Here is a 16,726-nt window from a genome sequence, read left to right on the forward strand (position 1 = left end):
CCGCGCCGGGGCCGCATTAACCCGGCGCGAACAGATGTACGACCCTTCTCCGACATGCAGGTGACGAGCATGGCCGCGGATTCCTGCCATGGCCCCTTGCCGCATGCCCGCCCGTCCCCTTGCTCCGGCCTCTGCCCTCACCCCTTCCTGGCGCGCGTCACGCTTCGCGCTGACGCACCTGCTGCTGCCCGTGGCCATCGGCCTTCCACTGTTCATCCTGCTGATGGGCTTCGGCGGCGACCAGTGGCTGGCCGATCACCTGTTCCGGCTGGAAGGGGGCCACTGGGCACTGCAGGACGCGTGGCTGACCCGCGCCGTCGTGCACAAAGGCGGCAAGTGGCTGAGCACGGCTGCCGCACTGGTGGCGATCCTGCTGTGCTTCCACCACTGGCGCCGTGGCCGTGACCGCACCCTGCGCTGGGCGCTGCTGTACGTGGTGGTGGCCATGGCGCTGGGCACCGGGGTGATTTCGCTGCTCAAGGCCCTGGTGCCGATGGATTGCCCGTGGGACCTGCTGCGCTACGGGGGCCATGAGCCTTTCATCGGCCTGCTGGCCAACCGCCCCGAAGGCATGCCCGCACGCGCCTGCTTCCCGGCCGGCCATGCCAGCGCCGGCTATGCGTGGCTGTGCCTGTACTTCTTCGCCCTGCTCTGGCGCCCGGCATGGCGCTGGGTGGGGCTGTGGATCGGCCTCGGCAGCGGCCTGGTGTTCGGCATCAGCCAGCAGCTGCGCGGTGCCCATTTTCTTTCGCACGACGTCGCCACGGCCTTGATATGTTGGCTGCTGTCGCTGGCCCTGTTCCTGATCACCGAACGGTTGCTGGCCCGGCGCACGCTGGAACGTCCGACCCGCCAGGAGGCACGTGCATGAATGCATCGGTCCAACGTTCGTTCCGCCTGCCGGCGCTGGCCAGCCTTCGCCGCTGGCGCCCGCAGCTGTCCACCGAAGCGCTGATCGCGCTGACTAGCCTGTTCTTCGCCGTCGCCGGCAACGGCCTGTTCTGGCACAGCGCCATGGCCAGCCATCCCGGCAGCCTGCGCTACGCCGTGTCACTTCTGTCGCTGCTGCTGGGCGCGCACGGGCTGCTGCTGGGCCTGGTGGTGTGGCGCTGGAATGCCAAGGTGGTGACCAGCGTGCTGCTGCTGGTGACCGCCTTCGCGGCGCACTACATGAGCCAGTTCCACATCTATCTGGATGCGGACATGCTGCGCAATGTGCTGGCGACGGACCCCAAGGAAAGCCGCGAACTGATGACGCCCGCGCTGATCTGGCCGGTGCTGCTGCTGGCGGTGCTGCCGATGGTGCTGCTGTGGCGGGTGGAACTGCGCCGCCGCAGCTGGGGCCGTACGCTGCTGTGGCGTCTGGCCTTCCTGCTGGTGGCAGCCGCCACCGCACTGGGCGGGGCGCTGGTCTCGTTCCAGGATGTGTCGGCGCTGATGCGCAACCAGCGCGAAGTGCGCTACCTGGCCACCCCGGCCAACGTGCTGCTGGGCATGCCGCGGGCCCTGCGCAGCGAGAATCCGGTGCAGCATGCGCCGAAGCTGCCGATCGGCACCGATGCCAAGGCCACGCCGCGTGCGCCGACCAGCAAGCCACGGTTGCTGGTCATCGTGATGGGCGAAACCGTGCGTGCCCAGGACTGGGGCCTCAACGGCGGGCGCAACACCACCCCGGAACTGGCGCAGGCACCGGTGATCAATTTCCCGGACATGCATTCGTGCGGCACCAGCACCGAGGTCTCACTGCCCTGCCTGTTCTCGCCGTGGGGACGGCATGACTACAACGAAAAGAAGATCCGTGCACATCAGTCGCTGCTGCATGTGCTGAACCGTGCGGGCGTCACGCCGCTGTGGCGCGACAACCAGTCCGGCTGCAAGGGCGTATGCGAGGGCCTGGACTTCCAGTCGCTGTCCGACGCGACCACGCCGGGGCTGTGCGCCGATGGGCGCTGCATGGATGAGATCCTGCTGCAGGATCTGGCGGCGCAGGTACGTGCCAGGCCGGGCGACCGGGTGGTGGTGCTGCACCAGCTGGGCAACCACGGCCCGGCCTACTTCGAGCGCTACCCGGCCGCCTTCGCCCGCTTCAAGCCGACCTGCGATACGCGTGACATCGGCCGCTGCTCGCGCGAGGAGATCACCAACAGCTACGACAATGCGGTGCTCTACACCGACCACTTCCTGAGCAGGACGATCGGCACGCTGCAGGGTCTGCAGGATTACGACACCGCGATGATCTACCTGTCCGACCATGGCGAATCGCTGGGTGAGAAGGGTCTGTACCTGCATGGCGTACCGTATGCGATCGCCCCGGCCGAGCAGACGCGCGTGCCGATGACGATGTGGTTCTCGCCGGGCTTTGCGCAAAGCCGCGGGCTGGACCTGCAGTGTGTGCGCAGGCGTTCGGCGGCGTACACCGACCACGACAACCTGTTCCCGTCGGTGCTGGGGCTGATGCAGGTGAAGACCGCGCTGTACGAGCGCGACCGGGATCTGTTCGCCGGCTGCGAGAGCTGAGGGATCTTGTTGGGCAGGGCTTGCAGCCCTGCACCTGCGGCACAGCCCCCGGTAGTGCCGGCCGCTGGCCGGCAACATCAAAGTCAGAAGCGGGATATCCGTGGGTTGGCGGGGTGGGTCCGGTCGAGGGGGACGCCGTAAATACGTCCCTGTAGGCTCGGTCGCCGCATCCATGCGGCTCACGCCCCCTCAACCGGACCCACCCCGCCTTCGACAGTCTCCTGCGATCTGTCGGAATGGCGTTCTGCTCTGGTAGGTGTCGACCTAGGTCGACACCTACCAACAGCGGAGCGAACCTGTCGAAGGCGCGGGTGCAGGGCTGCAAGCCCTGCCGAACCTTTGCCACTTGCGGTGGCAACGACTGCCCACTAGCCTTCGGCCGTCGTTCACCACCCAAGGACCGCCCGTGACTCACCGCCATCTCCTGCTGGCCTCGGCTATCGCAGCCGCCACGCTGGCCCTGGTCGCCTGCAAGAAGGAACCTTCGCCCGGCACCGAGGCCGCCACCGCCAGCGCCCCTGCCGGCGAGACCGCCGACCAGTTCGTCGCCCGCATCAACGCCGAATTCAAGGCCGCCTACCCGGAGATGACCTCGGCCCAGTGGCTGTCCTCCACCTACATCAACAGCGATTCCGAGCGGATCGCCGCCAAGGCCAACGAGCGTTCGCTGACCCAGCTCAACAGCTGGATCGAGCAGGCCGCGAAGTTCGAGGGCCAGCCGATGAGCGAGGACAGCAAGCGCGCCATCCACCTGCTGAAGCTGATGTCCTCGATGCCCGCACCGCGTGATGCGGCCAAGCTGGCCCAGCTGACCCAGATCGCCACCCGCATGGAAGGCAGCTACGGCGCAGGCAAGTACTGCACCGATGCCAACGATCCCAACTCCTGCCGCCAGCTGGGCGAGCTGGAACAGGTGCTGGCACGCAGCCGCGACTACGACAAGCAGCTCGATGCCTGGCAGGGCTGGCACAGCACCACCAAGAGCATGCGCGGCGACTACCAGCAGTTCGTCAGCCTGGTCAATGAAGGCGCCAAGGGCATGGGCTTCACCGATGCCGGGCAGATGTGGCGCAGCGGTTACGACATGCCGCCGGAGCAGATCGGGCCGGAAACCGACCGGCTGTGGGAACAGGTCAAGCCGATGTACGAGCAGCTGCACTGCTACGCACGCGGCAAGCTGGACACGACCTACGGCAAGGACAAGGCCGAAGTGGGCAACGGCCTGATCGCCGCGCACCTGCTGGGCAACATGTGGCAGCAGGACTGGTCCAACCTGTGGGACCAGCTGGAACCATACCCCGGTGCCGGCAGCCTGGACATCACGGCGGCGCTGGAAAAGCAGTACCAGTCCAACCTGAGCGCGGCGCTGGACAAGGCCGGCAGGGATGCCGGCGTGACCGCCCGATACAAGGCGCAGCGCGAGGCCGAACTGCGCACCGCCAAGCAGATGACCGAGCGCGCGCAGGACTTCTACGTGTCGCTGGGCATGCCCTCGCTGCCGCAGACGTACTGGGAACGCACCCAGTTCATCAAGCCCGATGACCGCGACGTGGTCTGCCACGCCAGTGCCTGGGACATGAACATGGAAGGCGACGTGCGCACCAAGATGTGCATCAAGCCGAACGAAGAGAACTTCACCACCATCTACCACGAGCTGGGCCACCTGTATTACGACCTGGCCTACAACCCGCTGCCGCCGCTGTTCCAGAGCGGTGCCAACGATGGCTTCCACGAAGCGATCGGCGACACCATCGTGCTGGCGATGACGCCCAAGTACCTCAGTTCGATCGGCCTGGTGGATGCGCCGACCGAAAGCCGCGAGGCGGTCATCAACAACCAGATGCGCATGGCCCTGTCGGGCGTCTCGTTCCTGCCGTTCGGGCTGATGATCGACCGCTGGCGCTGGGGTGTGTTCGATGGCTCGATCACCCCGGACAACTACAACAAGGCCTGGTGGGATCTGAAGGCCAAGTACCAGGGCGTGGCCCCGGCCAGCACCCGCGGCGAGGAATTCTTCGATCCGGGCGCGAAATACCATGTGCCGGGCAACACCCCGTACACCCGCTACTTCCTGGCGCGCATCCTGCAGTTCCAGTTCTACAAGGGCCTGTGCGATGCCGCCGGCTACAAGGGGCCGCTGCATGAGTGCACCTTCTACGGGAACAAGGTAGCCGGCCAGAAGTACTGGGCGATGCTGAGCAAGGGTGCCAGCCAGCCGTGGCAGGCCACGCTGAAGGAACTGACCGGCAGCGACAAGCTCGATGCGGGCCCGATGATCGAGTACTTCAGCCCGGTCAACGAATGGCTGAAGCAGCAGAACCAGGGCCAGATGTGCGGCTGGCAGGCCAGCGCGGCACCGGCAGCGAAATGAGAAAAGGGGTGGATCCGCGAGGATCCGCCCCTTTCGGTAGTTCCGGCCGCTGGCCGGCAATGGGTTGCCGGCCAGCGGCCGGCACTACCTCATGACGTCAACTGTTCTTCTTCGCCGCCATCGCGGCGGCCAGCTCGGCCTTGTATTCCTCGAAGGTCTGGCCCTTCTCCCTGGCCTCGGCCTGCGCAGCATCGCGCAGCGCGTCGGAGTACATCAGGCGCACCGGCGTGCCGTTGCGCTCGTGCAGTTCACCGGCCTGCATGATCAGCGCCAGCACCTGCGCGGCGCTCTCGCTGTGCCCGGCGATGCGGCCATCCATGCCCAGCACCCACTCGCCATCGCGGCGCACGACACCGGCCAGCAGCGTGCGCTGCGCATCGCGCAGTTCGGCATGCGGCTCCACCGGCGAAGCCTGGGCAGCGGCCTTGTTGGCAGCCTTCTCTTCCTGGCGGCGGCGCTGGTCGCGGCGGGTCTTGGAGGTGGTGGACATGGGGGCGGCATCGCTACGGGGGGGCGCAAGGATAGCGCACCCCGGCCGCGGTGCCGCTTCACGGGGCGCCCGCCACCGCTCCCGCGGCCGGTCAGCGGCCCGTGGCCACGGCCTGCAGGGCGCGCTCGCGGCGGTGTTCCCAGTACCAGAATACGAACCCGGCGGCGAAGAAGCCGGCCTGGCCCAGCGCCAGATGCAGCGGGGTGCCGCTCAGCAGCGGGGAGACCAGGCCGGCCACCACGGTGCTGATCATCAGCTGGATGAACGCCTGCAGCGAGGACGCCAGGCCGCGCTGGTGCGGGTACATGTCCAGCACGGCCAGGGCCAGGATCGGGAAGATCAGCGCCATGCCCATGCCGCCCAGGAAGATCGGCAGCACCGCCCACGGCAGGGCGAACTGCGGCGCCAGTGCCACGTAGCCCACGTTGAGCAGCACCGACACCGCGCACAGGGTGAAGCCGATGGCGATCTGGCGGGTGGGCGCGGTGCGCCCGGCCATGCGACCGGACAGGAACGAGCCTGCCGTCATGCCACCGATGGTGGGAATGAACAGCCAGGCGAAACCGCCCTCACCGAGGTGCAGGTGCTGCATCACGAACACGGGCGCCGAGGCGATGTACAGGAAGATGCCGCCGAAATTGATGCTGCCGGCCAGCGCCAGGCGCAGGAAACGCGGATTGAAGCCGATGCGCACGTAATCGCGCAGCAGCCCACGCGGCGACAGCGGCATGCGCGCTTCCACCGGATGGGTTTCGGGCATGAAGCGTGCGGTGCAGACCAGCAGCAGCAGCGAGAACGCCACCAGGAACCAGAAAATCAGCGGCCAGCCGGCGCCGCTGAGCAGGATCCAGCCACCGATGATCGGCGCAATGGCCGGGGCGATGCCGAACAGCATCGACACCTGGCTCATCAGCCGCTGCGCGTCGTGGCCGTGGTAGAGATCGCGGATGACCGCACGGCCGACGATCATGCCGACGCCGGCCGACAGGCCCTGCAGCGCGCGGAACACCAGCAGCGTGGTCAGGTCGGTGGACAGTGCGCAGCCGACGGAGGCACCGATGAACACCACCAGGCCGGCGAGGATCACCCGCTTGCGGCCCCAGGCATCGGACAGCGGCCCGTGCGCCAGGCTCATCAGCGCGTAGAACAGCAGGTAGACGCTGATGGTCTGCTGCACGGCCACTTCATCCACTGCCAGGCGCTGGGCCAGCTGCGGGAAGGCCGGGAAGATGGTGTCGATCGAGAACGGGCCGAACATCGCCAGGCCTGCCAGCAGCAGGGCCATGCGTCGGGTGGAAGGGGCAACAGCGGCGGTCATCGGCAAAGCGTCCGGCAGGGCCATGCGCGGCACGCACGGCGGGCGCCGATCCCCTGCAGCAGGGACGGCGCCAGATGAATACGAGAGTCCGGCCATGATAGGCCGCCAATGCAGCCGATGCCATCGACCACTGCACCGAACGCATGCCCGGGCCATCGGCCGTTCAGGCGGGCCGGTGCCCTGCCCGGCTTTCCGGGCCGCGTTCAGCCATGGCAACCGGCTATAATGGGCAGGCAACATGGTGGGAGAAGCGGAACACCGCTGCCGAAGGCGCAACGCCCGTAATCGCTCAGGCCCGATACCACCCGTAACAGAACTCTGGAGAGACCGGTTCGATCCGGCGCCGAAGGGGCACGAAGCTGCGGTTTGCCGCGCTTTTAAACTCTCAGGCAAAAGGACAGAGGGGCGCCCCGCAGACCGCCAGCCGGCGGCTTTGTGCCCGTGCGTGTGCCCTTTCCTGACGGATCCTTCGCCATGTCCCAGAACACCCCCTCCCTGCGCGAGCTCGAGCACCATTCGGCGTTCGTCGAGCGCCACATCGGCCCCAACGATGCCGAGATCGCGCAGATGCTCGACGTCGTCGGCCATGCGTCGCTGGATGCGATGACCGATGCCATCGTGCCGGCCAGGATCAAGTCGCCCGCACCGCTGGCGCTGCCGGAATCGATGACCGAAGTGCAGGCGCTGGCGAAGATCCGCGCGATCGCCGACAAGAACACCGTGCTGCGCAGCTTCATCGGCCAGGGCTACTACGGTACGCACACGCCGAACGTCATCCTGCGCAACATCCTGGAAAACCCGGCCTGGTACACCGCCTACACCCCGTACCAGGCGGAGATCTCGCAGGGCCGCATGGAAGCGCTGATCAACTTCCAGACCCTGTGTGCCGACCTGACCGGCATGGAAATCGCCAACGCCTCGCTGCTGGACGAAGCCACCGCCGCCGCTGAAGCGATGACCCTGGCCAAGCGTTCGGCCAAGTCGAAGTCGGACACCTTCTTCGTGCACGACGCCGTGCACCCGCAGACGCTGGAACTGCTGCGCACCCGCGCCGAGCCGATGGGCATCGTGCTGCGCGTGGGCACCCCGGCCGAAGCGCTGGAAGCGGAGGCCTTCGGCCTGCTGCTGCAGTACCCGGACACCTTCGGCCAGGTGGGCGACTACAAGGCCCTGGTCGATGCCGTGCACGCACGCGGCGGCCTGGTGGCCGTGGCCACCGACCTGCTGGCCCTGACCCTGCTGGCCGCCCCCGGCGAATGGGGCGCGGACATCGTGGTCGGCAACAGCCAGCGCTTCGGCGTGCCGTTCGGTTTCGGCGGCCCGCACGCAGCGTTCATGGCCTGCCGTGACGCCTACAAGCGCTCGATGCCGGGCCGCCTGATCGGCGTGTCCATCGACGCCGAAGGCAAGCCGGCCTACCGCCTGACCCTGCAGACCCGCGAGCAGCACATCCGCCGCGAGAAGGCCACCTCCAACATCTGCACCGCGCAGGTGCTGCTGGCGGTGATGGCCTCGATGTACGCCGTCTACCACGGTCCGGAAGGCCTGGCCCGCATCGCGCGCCGTACCCACCGCCTGGCCTCGATCCTGGCCGCATCGCTGCGCAGCGCCGGCGTGCAGGTCGGTGGCGACTTCTTCGACACCCTGCACATCACCGGCGTGCACGCCGATGAGGTCCACGCCAAGGCCCGCGCGGCCGGCTACAACCTGCGCGCGATCGACAGCGATTCGGTGGGCATCAGCCTGGACGAGACCGCCACCCGCGCCGACATCGTCGCCCTCGCCGCCGTGTTCGGTGCACAGGCCGATGTGGACGCACTGGATGCCAGCACCGCCGACGAACTGCCGGCCGGCCTGCTGCGCCAGTCCGCGTTCCTCACCCACCCGGTGTTCAACACCCACCACAGCGAGCACGAACTGCTGCGCTACCTGCGTTCGCTGGCCGACAAGGACCTGGCGATGGACCGCACGATGATCCCGCTGGGCTCGTGCACCATGAAGCTCAACGCCACCGCCGAGATGATCCCGGTGACCTGGCCGGAGTTCTCGCAGATCCATCCGCTGGTGCCGGCTGACCAGGCGCTGGGCTACAAGGAACTGATCGAGTCGCTGGAAGCGATGCTGGTCGAGTGCACCGGCTACGACGCGGTGAGCCTGCAGCCGAACTCCGGCGCGCAGGGCGAATACGCCGGCCTGCTGGCAATCCGCGCCTACCACCGCTCGCGCGGTGAGGGCCACCGTGATATCTGCCTGATTCCGGATTCGGCGCACGGCACCAACCCGGCCTCGGCGCAGATGTGCGGCATGAAGGTCGTGGTGACCAAGACCGACGCCAACGGCAACGTCGATGTCGAAGACATCCGCGTCAACGCCGAGAAGTACAGCGACCGCCTGGCCGCGATCATGATCACCTACCCGTCCACGCACGGCGTGTTCGAGGAAGAGGTGGTCGAGATCTGCGAGATCATCCACCAGCATGGCGGCCAGGTGTACACCGACGGCGCCAACATGAACGCCCTGGTGGGCGTGGCCAAGCCGGGCAAGTGGGGTTCGGACGTTTCGCACCTGAACCTGCACAAGACCTTCTGCATTCCGCACGGCGGCGGCGGCCCGGGCGTCGGCCCGTGCGCGGTGAAGGAACACCTGGCACCGTTCCTGCCGGGCAAGCTGGGCGACAACGGCCCGGTCGGCATGGTCAGCGCCGCCAGCTTTGGCAGCGCCTCGATCCTGCCGATCAGCTGGATGTACATCGCCATGATGGGCAGCGAAGGCCTGCGCAAGGCCACCCAGGTGGCCCAGCTCAACGCCAACTACATCGCCAAGCGCCTGGCCCCGCACTTCAGGACCCTGTATACCGGCCGCAACGGCCTGGTGGCGCATGAGTGCATCCTCGACGTGCGCCCGCTGGAGAAGACCAGCGGCATCGGTGCCGAGGACGTGGCCAAGCGCCTGATCGACTTCGGCTTCCATGCCCCGACGCTGAGCTTCCCGGTGGCCGGTACGCTGATGGTCGAGCCGACCGAAAGCGAATCGCTGCACGAACTGGACCGCTTCATCGACGCGATGATCCAGATCCGCGAGGAAATCCGCGCGATCGAAGACGGCCGACTGGACCGCGAGGACAACCCGCTGAAGAACGCGCCGCACACCGCGACCGCCGTGACCGCCAGCGAGTGGACCCACGCCTACCCGCGCGAACTGGCGGCCTTCCCGCTGCCCAGCCTGAAGCTGCAGAAGTACTGGCCGCCGGTGGCCCGCGTCGACAACGTGTACGGCGACAAGAACGTGATGTGCGCCTGCATCCCGGTCGATGCCTACAAGGACGATGAAGTCGAGGCATAAATTCTCGATGGATCGGTAAACGGAACGGCCCGCGCAAGCGGGCCGTTTTCGTCTGCATCCACGCATGGCGTGGATCTACTGCGGGTGGTCCGCTGCATCCACGCATGGCGTGGATCTACTGCGGGTGGTCCGCTGCATCCACGCATGGCGTGGATCTACTGCGGGTGGTCCGCTGCATCCACGCATGGCGTGGCTCTACTGCGGGTGGGCCGCTGCATCCACGCATGGCGTGGATCTACTGCGGGTGGTCCGCTGCACCCACGCATGGCGTGGATCTACTGCGGGTGATCCGCTGCATCCACGCATGGGGTGGATCTACTGCGGGTGGTCCGCTGCATCCACGCATGGCGTGGCTCTACTGCGGGTGGTCCGCTGCATCCACGCATGGCGTGGATCTACCGTCGGCATTTTCCAGTAGATCCACGCCATGCGTGGATGCCGTTTTCTCACGGGTCCGGCATCTGCCCCAGGCTCAACTGCCAGGACACGCCGTAACGGTCCTGCACCCAGCCATAGCGGTTGCTGAAATCGTAGTCACCCACCGGCATCAGCCAGTGCCCGCCCTCGCCCAGCACACGTGCCGCACGCTCGAACTGTTCGCTGCCGGCGCATTCGACGAACAGCGAGATCGACGGGCTGAAGGTGAAGTCATGCACGTCCAGGCTGTCGAAGCACAGATAGTGCGTGCCACCGAGCAGGAAGATGGCCTGGCGTACCTGCCCGGGCACGCCCGCGCCCGCCCCTTCGGGATGGCGCTGCAGGGCCAGCAGGTGGAAATCGGCGAAGGCCTCGGCGTACAGCGCCATGGCGGCCTCGGCCTGGCCGGTGAACATCAGGAACGGGCGGCTGCGCAGCATGCGGTACTCCTGTTCGACGGGCCGATGACGGCCCACGCGCTCAGGATGGCACGGCGGATGTGCAGCCCCCGTGGTAGTGCCGGCCGCCGGCCGGCACCCCCGGTCACGCTTCGCGCATGCGCCGGGCGATGGCACTGCCGGCCGCGATGGCGGCGGTCAGGGCCACCATCGACAGGAACTGCAGGCGCGTATGCGCCTCGCTCAGCAGCAGGCCGAAGATCAGCGCCAGGATGGCCAGCGCACAGATCGTCAGCCACGGGAAGCCGGCCATGCGGAACGGCAGGCGGGTCCCCAGGCGCTCGGCACGGCGGCGCAGCACCAGCTGCGAAACCAGCGACAGCGTCCACACCAGCAGGCAGGTGGAACCGACGATGTTCAGCAGCACCGGCAGCACCTTGTCGGGGAACAGCAGTTCCATGATGGTTGCAGCAAAGCCGAACAGCACACTGGCCAGCACGGCGATGACCGGCACCTGGCGCGGGTCGGTCCAGCCCAGCACGGCCGGCGCCTCACGGCGCTGCGCCAGCGAATAGATCATGCGGGATGCGCCGTAGAGGTTGGCATTGAGGGCCGACAGCAGGGCGATCACGGCAATCAGGGTGATGGCGGTGGCCGCACCGGGGATGTTGGCCACGTCCAGCACGGCGGCGAACGGCGACTTGAGCGCCTCGCTGGTCCACGGCACCACCGCGATGATCACGCTGAGCGAGCCGATGTAGAACACCAGGATGCGCCAGGCCACGGTGCGGATGGCACGGGCGATGCTGCGCTCGGGGTCTTCGGTTTCGGCCGCGGCCACGGCCACGATCTCAGTGCCACCGAAGGCAAAAACGACAACCAGCAGCGCCGCGCCGATTCCGGCCAGACCGTTGGGCGCGAAGCCGCCGTGCTGGGTGAAGTTGCTCAGCCCGGGCGACGCCACCTGCGGCAGCCAGCCCATCAGCAGGGCGATGCCGATGGCGATGAAGGCCAGAATAGCCACCACCTTGAGGATGGCGAACCAGAACTCGAACTCGCCGAAGTTCTTCACCCCGAGCAGGTTGATCGCGGTAAAGAACAGCATGAAGGCCAGCGCGGCCATCGGCACGGGAATCGCCGGCCAGACCGTGGCCAGCAGGCCCGCCGCACCCACGGCCTCGGCGGCGATGACGATGACCAGCTGCACCCACCACAGCCAGCCGACCGTGGCACCGGCCGTGGCGCCCATGGCGTCGGCTGCGTACACCGAGAACGCGCCGCTGGTGGGCTTGGCTGCCGCCATTTCGCCCAGGGCGTTCATCACGATGATCACCAGCGCGCCGGCGACCAGATACGACACCAGCACGGCCGGGCCGGCGGCCTGCACGCCCACGCCGGAACCAAGGAACAGGCCGGCGCCGATCGCGCTGCCCAGGCCCATCATGATCAGCTGGCGCGGCTTGAGCGAATGGCCCAGGCGGGACGGCGAGGCAGGCGTAACGGGGCTGGCGGGCATCGGCAGGATTGGCGGCGGCTACAGGGGCGTCACCTTACATTGTCCGCCACCTGCGGCGATAGGCACAGTGCAGCAGACCGCTCAGGGCAGCATGGCCTCGCCGGCCGTGCCGCCGATGGTCGCGTCGACGTTCTCCCCGATGCGGGCCCGATAGGCGCGCGGCGAGAAACCGGTTTCAGCCTTGAACTTGCGGGTGAACGCGCTCTGGTCGCTGAAGCCGCAGGCCTGGCCGATGCAGGCAATGCTGTCATCGCCATGCAGCAGGTGCATGGCCATCTGGATGCGCAGCCGGGTCAGCACCTGCTGCGGCGTCATCTGGAACACCTTGCGGAAGCTGCGTTCCAGCTTGGACAGCGAGAAACCGGTGATGTCCAGCAGGGTCTGCATGCGCACGTTCTCGGCGTAGTGCGCGTTGAGGTGGGCCAGCGCCAGGCGCAGCTGCTCGTACTGGCTGCCCAGGCTGTCCTTCTGGCCCAGGTCGCGGGAGATGCCGATCAAGCCCTGGATGCTGCCATCCACCAGCAGCGGCCGCTTGCAGGTCAGGCACCAGCCCGGTTCGCGGTTGGCGAACAGGTGCAGCTCCATCAGGTTCTCGATCACCTCGCCGGACAGTACGCGCGCGTCCTGGTCAACGTAGTCCGCGCTCAGGCCGGTCGGATAGATCTCGGCGGCGGTGCGGCCGATGACGTCCTTGCGCGCACGCAGGCCCAGCCGCCGCAGCATGGTCTGGTTGACGTGGGTGTAACGGCCCTGGCGGTCCTTCATGAAGAACAGCACGTCCGGGATGGCGTCGAACAGGGCTTCGATGTCGGTGGGCTCGACTCGCATGCAGCAAGCATACCCGAGGGCGCTTTTGCCCGTACGTTCACCTGCGGCGGACCGTGGGTTAACGGCCGGCGGGCGACTGTCATGGCCTGCCCCCTCGTACCCGGAGAGACCCTCGATGGCCGCCAGCAAGCCGACCGGCAAGCGCGCACCCGCCCCGTCCCAGAAATCCCAGACCCAGCACCGCGGCGAGGGTGACGAACTGCACCTGCAGGCCGGCGGCACCCACCCGCCGATGACCACCGCGCAGGGCATTCCGGTGGCCGACAACCAGAACTCGCTGCGCGAGGGCCCGCGCGGCCCGACCCTGCTGGAGGATTTCATCCTCCGCGAGAAGATCACCCACTTCGACCACGAGCGCATTCCCGAGCGCATCGTGCATGCGCGTGGCAGCGCGGCCCATGGCTACTTCGAGTTGACCCATTCACTGGCGAAGTACACCCGCGCACGCGTGCTGACCGAGGTCGGCACGAAGACGCCGGTGTTCACCCGCTTTTCCACCGTGGCGGGCGGCGCCGGTTCGGTCGATACGCCGCGCGACGTGCGCGGTTTCGCGGTGAAGTTCTACACGCCGGAAGGCAACTGGGATCTGGTCGGTAACAACATCCCGGTGTTCTTCATCCAGGACGCAATGAAATTTCCCGACCTGGTGCATGCGGTGAAAATGGAACCCGACCGCGGCTATCCGCAGGCGGGCAGCGCGCACGACACGTTCTGGGATTTCATTTCGCTGATGCCCGAATCGATGCACATGATCATGTGGGCGATGAGCGACCGTGGCATTCCGCGTTCGCTGCGCATGATCGAAGGCTTCGGCGTGCACAGCTTCCGCCTGTTGAACGAAGCCGGCGAATCCACCTTCGTCAAATTCCATTGGCGGCCGAAACTGGGCATCCAGTCCACCGTGTGGGATGAAGCGCTGAAGCTGCAGGCGGCCGACAACGATTTCCATCGCCGCGACCTGTTCGAGGCGATCCAGCGCGGCGACTTCCCCGAATGGGAACTGGCGGTGCAGCTGTTCACCGAAGAAGAGGCCGAGCAGTTCCCGTTCGACCATCTGGACCCGACCAAGATCATTGCCGAATCACTGGTGCCGCTGAAGGTGATCGGGCGGATGGTGCTGGATCGCTGGCCTGACAATTTCTTCGCCGAGACCGAGCAGGTGGCGTTCTGCCCCGCCAACGTGCCGCCGGGCATCGACTTCAGCAACGACCCGCTGCTGCAGGGCCGACTGTTCTCGTACCTGGACACGCAGCTGATCCGCCTGGGTGGGCCGAACTTCCACCAGATTCCGGTCAATGCGCCGAAGTGCCCGTTCGCCAACCACCAGCGCGACGGCCACATGCAGATGCAGGTGCCGAAGGGTCGCGTGGCCTACGACCCGAGTTCGCTGGAAGACGACAGCCCGCGCGAAACCCCGGCCGGCTTCCGCAGCCATGCAACCGCCGACGACGGACGCAAGGGACGCACGCGTGCGGCGAGCTTCGCCGACCACTACAGCCAGGCGCGTGCGTTCTTCCGCAGCCTGGAAAAGCCGGAGCAGGCGCACCTCGCGTCGGCGCTGGTGTTTGAACTATCGAAGGTTGAAACGCTGAAAGTGCGCGTACGTACCGTCAGCCATCTGCGCAACATCGACGAATCGCTGGCCAGGCGCGTGGCCGACGGCCTGGCCCTGGCCGACCTGCCTGACGCCGCGCCGACGGCAACGCCGGCACAGGACATGCCCGCTGTTCCCGAAGTGCGCATCATCGGCCGCACGAAAGACACGCTGCAGGGGCGCTGCATCGGCATCCTGTTCGATGAAGGCTCCGATGCGGGCTTGATCGCCAGCCTGCGCAAGGCCGCGCAGAAGGCCGGCGCCGACGTGAAACTGGTAGCGCCGAAAGTGGGCGGTGCCACGCTCAGCGATGGCAAGCGCCAGGCCGCCGATGGCCAGCTGGCCGGCACGCCGTCGGCCGTGTTCGATGCGGTGGCCGTGGTGCTCAGTGCAGAAGGCGCCAAGGCGCTGGCCAAGGAAGCCGCCGCGGTCGAATTCATCAGCCATGCGTGGGCACACCTGAAGGCCATCGCCAGCGATGCCGGCGGGCAGGCGCTGCTGAAGGCGGCGCGCGTGGGCAACGATGGCGGCATCGTGGAAGCGGAAGATGCGAAGGGCTTCCTTGCGGCCGCGGCCACCCGCCAATGGGCGCGGGAACCGAAGCTGCGCCTGCTGGCCTGATCGTCTCTGACAGGAGAAGCAACATGCCCCGTGGTGACAAATCCGCCTACACCGACAAGCAGAAGCGCCAGGCCGAGCACATCGAGGAAAGCGAACGCGAGCGCGGCGCCAGTGAAAGCACGGCCGAACGCATCGCCTGGGCCACCGTCAACAAGCAGGACGGCGGCGGCAAGCGCAGCGGCAGCGCGCGCAAGGGGACGAAGAAAGCGCCTGCGAAGAAGGCTGCGACAAAGAAGGCCGCGGCATCCAAGGCAACGAAAACCGCCGCGAAGAAAGCGACCGTCAAAAAGGGCAGCGCAGCAACCCGCAGCGCCGCCGCCAAGAAGGCAGCGGCGACCCGTGCCCGCAACAAAGCAGCGCGCAGCACAGCGGCCAGGAAGTCCACCCGGACGCGCGCCGCCAACTGAACGTCACACACACAGGCAGACACACCGGACCTGCAGCGTCAGGTCCGGCATTTCCACCGCACCGGCTTCTGCCACCACCAACAATGCATCCCACCCGCCTCAGCGGGCTGGGGTGGCGGTCGTTGCGACCGAACGTGCCGGCACGGTCACCGCCTGCAGCTTCCGCACCGAGGCTATCGGTATGGCCTCGGCCCGACGCTGCTGCGGCCACCAGACGAACAGGAAAGCACTGCTGGACCCCAGCAGGCGTGCGGTGCCTGGCAATGGCGTCGGGTCGCCGTTCAACTGCAGCCGGATGACCTCGCCACTGCCCGTCGCGCGGATCTGCTGACCACGCACCTGCACATAGTTGGCCGCGCCGATGGCCATGAAGAGCGCTACCGCCAGGGTCATCGCGGTCAGTGGTCGCAGTCCCACGCCCTCCCAGCTGGTCAGGAACGAGCGCTTCAGCACCACCCGCCACACCCAGCTGCGTGCGCGCAGCTGTTCCAGCTTGGCGGCATTGCGCATGCGCAGGGTTTCCGGCCAGCTCACCAGCAGGACCACCAGAACACCGGCGGCCAGCAGCAGCACGTAGGCCGGGTCACGGATGCCCGCCACCAGGAAATCACTGGGCTGCAGGTAATCCAGGATCGACAGCTTGAAGCCCCGGTAGAACCAGAAGCTGCACCACAGACCCAGCAGCGAGACCAGCAGGTAGGCCACGGTGAACAGCAGGGCCGGCTCACGGCGCATGCGGCGCAGCGCCTGCATCACCGCCGAGTCATCATTCCCACGGGTCAACGGCAGCATCGACCAGTCGGTCGGCACCTCGCCGGGCGGCAGGGCGGGCGCGGCCATTCCCTGCATCCGTGGCACGTCGCCGTAGGCGCCTTCGGTCTCGTTGCTGTCCATGCTCCCTCCCCCG

At 67.3% G+C, this 16,726-nt stretch carries 12 protein-coding genes and 1 riboswitch; of the genes, 6 read left to right on the plus strand and 6 right to left on the minus strand.

The annotated features are described in order from the left end of the window. Positions 1–103 precede the first annotated feature (103 nt). From C1924_RS14390 to C1924_RS14400, 3 genes are all read left to right on the plus strand, one after another. Positions 104–871, plus strand: coding sequence for a phosphatase PAP2 family protein (locus C1924_RS14390; RefSeq protein WP_108765915.1), 768 nt, complete (start codon positions 104–106; stop codon positions 869–871). Further along, positions 868–2,517: a phosphoethanolamine--lipid A transferase gene (locus C1924_RS14395; RefSeq protein ID WP_108765916.1), complete on the plus strand. Its 1,650-nt coding sequence runs from the start codon at positions 868–870 to the stop codon at positions 2,515–2,517. The genes C1924_RS14390 and C1924_RS14395 overlap by 4 nt, the downstream gene beginning before the upstream one ends. Before the next feature lie 406 nt (positions 2,518–2,923). After that, complete coding sequence (locus tag C1924_RS14400) at positions 2,924–4,888, plus strand: M2 family metallopeptidase (protein ID WP_108765917.1); 1,965 nt, start codon at positions 2,924–2,926, stop codon at positions 4,886–4,888. A 97-nt stretch (positions 4,889–4,985) separates the two neighbouring features. On the opposite strand, the gene C1924_RS14405 is transcribed toward C1924_RS14400, so the two are convergent. Together C1924_RS14405 and C1924_RS14410 are read right to left on the minus strand one after the other, a co-directional pair. Further along, positions 4,986–5,378: a hypothetical protein gene (locus C1924_RS14405; protein ID WP_108765918.1), complete on the minus strand. Its 393-nt coding sequence runs from the start codon at positions 5,376–5,378 to the stop codon at positions 4,986–4,988. A gap of 91 nt (positions 5,379–5,469) precedes the next feature. Continuing rightward, the gene (locus tag C1924_RS14410; RefSeq protein ID WP_108767074.1) at positions 5,470–6,696 is read right to left on the minus strand and encodes a multidrug effflux MFS transporter; all 1,227 of its coding nucleotides are present in this window, start codon (positions 6,694–6,696) and stop codon (positions 5,470–5,472) included. A 308-nt stretch (positions 6,697–7,004) separates the two neighbouring features. Then, a riboswitch (glycine riboswitch) is annotated at positions 7,005–7,107 on the plus strand. A gap of 63 nt (positions 7,108–7,170) precedes the next feature. Here C1924_RS14410 and gcvP point away from each other — a divergent pair. After that, positions 7,171–10,038, plus strand: coding sequence for an aminomethyl-transferring glycine dehydrogenase (gcvP, locus tag C1924_RS14415; protein ID WP_108765919.1), 2,868 nt, complete (start codon positions 7,171–7,173; stop codon positions 10,036–10,038). A 446-nt stretch (positions 10,039–10,484) separates the two neighbouring features. On the opposite strand, the gene C1924_RS14420 is transcribed toward gcvP, so the two are convergent. The 3 genes from C1924_RS14420 to C1924_RS14430 all read right to left on the minus strand — a co-directional run bounded on the left by C1924_RS14420 (position 10,485) and on the right by C1924_RS14430 (position 13,197). Further along, positions 10,485–10,895, minus strand: coding sequence for a VOC family protein (locus C1924_RS14420; protein WP_108765920.1), 411 nt, complete (start codon positions 10,893–10,895; stop codon positions 10,485–10,487). 103 nt (positions 10,896–10,998) lie between these two features. Beyond that, positions 10,999–12,369, minus strand: coding sequence for an amino acid permease (locus C1924_RS14425; protein WP_108765921.1), 1,371 nt, complete (start codon positions 12,367–12,369; stop codon positions 10,999–11,001). Positions 12,370–12,450: 81 nt separating this feature from the next. After that, on the minus strand, positions 12,451–13,197 hold the full coding sequence (locus C1924_RS14430; protein ID WP_108765922.1) for an AraC family transcriptional regulator: 747 nt from the start codon (positions 13,195–13,197) through the stop codon (positions 12,451–12,453). A gap of 232 nt (positions 13,198–13,429) precedes the next feature. Here C1924_RS14430 and C1924_RS14435 point away from each other — a divergent pair, with 232 nt between their 5' ends. Together C1924_RS14435 and C1924_RS14440 are read left to right on the plus strand one after the other, a co-directional pair. Then, positions 13,430–15,412, plus strand: a complete 1,983-nt coding sequence (locus C1924_RS14435; protein WP_254051285.1) for a catalase — start codon at positions 13,430–13,432, stop codon at positions 15,410–15,412. A 23-nt stretch (positions 15,413–15,435) separates the two neighbouring features. Then, on the plus strand, positions 15,436–15,819 hold the full coding sequence (locus tag C1924_RS14440) for a hypothetical protein (RefSeq protein WP_108765924.1): 384 nt from the start codon (positions 15,436–15,438) through the stop codon (positions 15,817–15,819). 99 nt (positions 15,820–15,918) lie between these two features. On the opposite strand, the gene C1924_RS14445 is transcribed toward C1924_RS14440, so the two are convergent. Then, the gene (locus tag C1924_RS14445; RefSeq protein ID WP_254051143.1) at positions 15,919–16,713 is read right to left on the minus strand and encodes a hypothetical protein; all 795 of its coding nucleotides are present in this window, start codon (positions 16,711–16,713) and stop codon (positions 15,919–15,921) included. Positions 16,714–16,726: the final 13 nt, after the last annotated feature.

The sequence above is a fragment of the Stenotrophomonas sp. ESTM1D_MKCIP4_1 genome (assembly GCF_003086895.1).
In the GTDB taxonomy this organism is placed as follows: Bacteria; Pseudomonadota; Gammaproteobacteria; order Xanthomonadales; family Xanthomonadaceae; genus Stenotrophomonas.